The organism is Treponema sp. UBA3813, assembly GCA_002368605.1.
In the GTDB taxonomy this organism is placed as follows: Bacteria; Spirochaetota; Spirochaetia; order Treponematales; family Treponemataceae; genus Treponema_D.
Window position 1 is genome coordinate 1 of the sequence record DFEB01000079.1, and the last position, 3,012, is coordinate 3,012.

3 protein-coding genes are annotated in these 3,012 nt (G+C 49.4%); all 3 read right to left on the minus strand.

Annotation, left to right across the window (positions count from 1 at the left end; all coding sequences use genetic code 11):
• Positions 1–472, minus strand: a 472-nt coding sequence (locus B2089_RS11855; protein WP_296324721.1) for a LysR family transcriptional regulator, incomplete at its 3' end; no start/stop codon positions are given.
• Positions 469–1,458 (minus strand): PLP-dependent cysteine synthase family protein, encoded by a 990-nt coding sequence (locus B2089_RS11860; protein ID WP_296324724.1) that lies wholly within the window; start codon positions 1,456–1,458, stop codon positions 469–471. The genes B2089_RS11860 and B2089_RS11855, both read right to left, overlap by 4 nt.
• Positions 1,459–1,471: 13 nt before the next feature.
• Positions 1,472–2,944: a nitrogenase component 1 gene (locus tag B2089_RS11865; RefSeq protein ID WP_296324726.1), complete on the minus strand. Its 1,473-nt coding sequence runs from the start codon at positions 2,942–2,944 to the stop codon at positions 1,472–1,474.
• Positions 2,945–3,012 lie beyond the last annotated feature (68 nt).

Here is a 3,012-nt window from a genome sequence, read left to right on the forward strand (position 1 = left end):
CTTCAAGGAGTTTAAGGATTTGAGTCCTGTTTGCCTCGCTCATATAGAGAAGTCCCAGCTGGCTTTTCTGATTATGTACATCTTCAATTATGTCTTCCGCTTTCATCTCACGGAAAGCAAAATCATAGCCCTCGGCAGAAAATTTTTTTACCACTTCCACGAATGCTTTTCGGGCAAAGGCATAGTAAAGGGTTGCGACGGAGAAAGTTTTTTTGACTTTGCCGCAATATTTTTCAAGCAGGGCTTCGTAGTTCCTGTACAGGGAACGGGCATCCTTTATAAAGTCTTCTCCCTTTTCAGTAAGCTTAACTCCCCTCGTGTTTCGCGTAAAAATAGGAAAGCCAAGCTCTCCCTCAGCGTCGTGAATGCTTGCACTGAGAGCGGGCTGGGAAATAAAAAGCTTTTCCGAGGCCTTGTTGAGAGAAGCATTTTCAGCAACGCCAAGAATATAGCGGATCTGCTGCAGTGTCATTCGCTGAACAAATCCGTGCTTAAATAGCGCAAACCTGTGTCGGGGAATACGACTACAATGTCTTTTCCCGCAAATTCCGGCCGCTGGGCGATTTTTGTCGCTCCCCAGAGAGCCGCACCGCTGGAATTTCCCACAAGAACGCCGTCCGTCTTTGCCAGATCCCGCGCCGCCTGAAAAGCACCTTTCGGGTCGCCTACGAAAACTTCATCGTAAACGCCTTTTTTAAGCTCATTGTCGCTTTTGAGACTGGGCGGAACGCGCTCAATGGGAACATCAGTAAAATTGTGGATTCCTGTGAGGACTTTATCGTCTGCACTCGGCTCAACGGCAAAAATCTTCACTTCTTTTGACTGCTCGCGGATGTAATCGCTGATTCCCCGGATTGTTCCCGCCGTTCCCACAGAAGCCACCACGGCCGCCAATTTTCCGTCAGTGTCCTCCCAGATTTCCTTTCCCGTGGTGTCGTGGTGAGCCTTTGGATTCAGGGGATTTATCATCTGGTCAACAAAGTAAATGCTGTCTCCTGCTGCCTGACGGTCACGGATATGCTGCTTTAAGAGATTCGTGGCGGCAACGAAGTCGTTGTTTGTGGCTTTGAGGGCATCCTGCAATTCCGGGACATCGCCGATTTTTGTGACATTCGCTCCGAAAGCCTTCATAACCTGCAAGCGTTCGCGGCTCACGCCTTCCTGAAGAAAAATCTGCACCTTGTAGCCTTTCATGGCTCCGATTGCCGAAACTGCGATTCCAGTGTTGCCGCTGGTGTATTCGATAAGAGTCGTTTTTCCGGGAATGATTTTTCCTTCTTTTTCAGCATCCTCGATAATGCGGAGAACGATTCTGTCCTTTATTGATCCGATTGGATTAAAATATTCGACTTTTGCAAGCAAATATGCCTTTAATCCGTGGAGTTTTTCGTATCCATGAAGCCGGACAAGGGGCGTATGTCCCACAAGCTCGGTCAATGATTCATATATTTTTGCCATTTTAGTACCTCTTTTACTTTTTGCTTTCAGGGTTGATGAACTTTTCGTTGCTCTGCTCGTACCACCATTTTGTGTAGGGCAGCTTGATTCTGGCGGCAAGGTTTTTCTCGAAAGAGCGGTTCGTTACCGTGTCGCGAATCAGTTTTGCAAAGCTCAAAGTTCCCTCGTAGCCGAAGACCGTGTACTCGTCAGCAACGAAGACCGCCGCATAGCCCTGCTTGATTGCCCAGACCGTAGTTCCAGGGTGACGGCTAAAGTAAACGTCAGGCTTGTAGCGGTTCAAGATGTTTAAGACCTCGTAGTTCTGCTGGTCGGCTACGGCAACCTTCATGTCCTTGGGGCTGTTTTTAAGCAAATGCTCAAGGGCCGGCGGAACCTGGCCGTTGTCGTACTTGTAGTCGTAGTGCCATGCAAGGGCGTATTCGATTGTCATGCCGAATTCCTGCAAGACGCGGGCAATCTCGTAAGTAAAACCAGGTCCCATGCCGATTACGGCGCGAAGACCACGGAGCGGCTTGATGGCTTCTTCAATCTGAGGAATAAAAATCTCCCGCTGCTTTTTGATGTAGGCCTCAACCTGGTCGCGGCGGCCGATTGCGTCCCCGATTCCACGGAGCCAGGTTTCAAATCCTGTGACTCCCGAATGGTTGATTGTGCGGACGTAAGGCACGCCGTAAGTCTCTTCAAGGGCATTTCCAAGATAAGTTCCAAGCGTTCCGCAGATACAGACCGTTGCCAGAGCCTCGCTTAAGTGGCTGAGTTCTTCGATCGTTGAGTTACAGTAGAGGAACTGAGGCTCGGCGTCAAAGACTTCGTTGAAAATCTTCGTGATTTGAGGGCGGGCGCTCTCGTAAAAGTTCTTGATGTTGATGATTCTTCGCTTCTCTTTCGGAGGCTTTACGATTCCCTGTAAAACCGCGTGGTCAGAAATGTCAAATCCCGATGCCCAGATTCTTGATTTGAATCCCTCGCAGTGAACCGGGATTACCGGAATCGGCAGCTCCTCGTTGATTTCGTCCGCAAGACCGTCAACATCCTCGCCGATAACGCCAGAAACGCAGGAAGTCGAGATAAAAATTGCGTCCGGCTTGTAAGTGTCGTAAGTGTGCTGAACGATTTTGCGAAGGTCGTTCATGGCTCCAAAAACCGTGTCCTTTTCGTTCAAGTCCGTGCAGACAAAGACAGAATTAGTGGTTTTGTTGATTCTGGCTGCAATCTGACCGAATTTTACGCTGTCGTTACTGGCCATTGCGGTGCAGCCTGCCGGCGCGTGATAGACAACGGCCACATTTCTGATTGCGGCAAGGGCGTTTAAGGCACAGCCTGAAAGACAGGAGCTTGACTGGGAAAAGCATCGCTCCCGGTTTTTGAGTGAGCCGCATTCAGAGCGGTAAACAAGAGTCTCAAGGTCTCCGGTAAAGCCCGTGATTGAGCCAAGACGGTTTTCACGGACAGCCAGGTTAGCGTTTTTAAAATTATATGGCATAAAAATCTCCTTATAAACTCCGCGTTAGCGGCGTGCCATGGATGGCACGAATCGCAGTTTTGCCAACG

Bases quoted from the DNA above. Each gene is read 5' to 3' on its own strand.
- B2089_RS11860 (WP_296324724.1), bottom strand. From the start codon at position 1,458: ATGGCAAAAATATATGAATCATTGACCGAGCTTGTGGGACATACGCCC.
- B2089_RS11865 (WP_296324726.1), bottom strand. From the start codon at position 2,944: ATGCCATATAATTTTAAAAACGCTAACCTGGCTGTCCGTGAAAACCGT.